General features: G+C 75.6%; 1 pseudogene. It reads right to left on the bottom strand.

Going from position 1 to position 308, the window contains the following annotated elements:
- Positions 1 to 308 (bottom strand): annotated as a pseudogene (locus tag IF47_RS0127210) (lipid-transfer protein); the annotation flags it as partial.

The following is a 308-nucleotide window of genomic DNA, read 5'->3' on the forward strand; positions in this document are numbered from 1 at the left end:
GGCCGGACGTGGCGTGGGCGAGGGCGCGGTCGGACTCACCGCGGTGGATACGGGCGGCGGCCTCTCCGAGGCGGATGAGGCCGGCGGCCATGATCGGGTGGGCGGCGAGGGCTCCGCCGGAGGGGTTGATGTCTGCGCCGTCGTCGAGCCGGAGGGCCTTGCGCAGGACGATCTCCTGCGCGGTGAACGGCGCGTGCAACTCGGCGGTGTCCACGGGCCGTTCGAAGGCGCCGGCCCGCTCGGCGGCCAGGCGGGTGGACGGCGAGTCGGTCAGGTCGCGCACGCCGAGGCCGTGTGCCTCGATGCGA

The sequence above is a fragment of the Streptomyces megasporus genome (genome assembly GCF_000718985.1).
Taxonomy (GTDB): Bacteria; Actinomycetota; Actinomycetes; order Streptomycetales; family Streptomycetaceae; genus Streptomyces; species Streptomyces megasporus.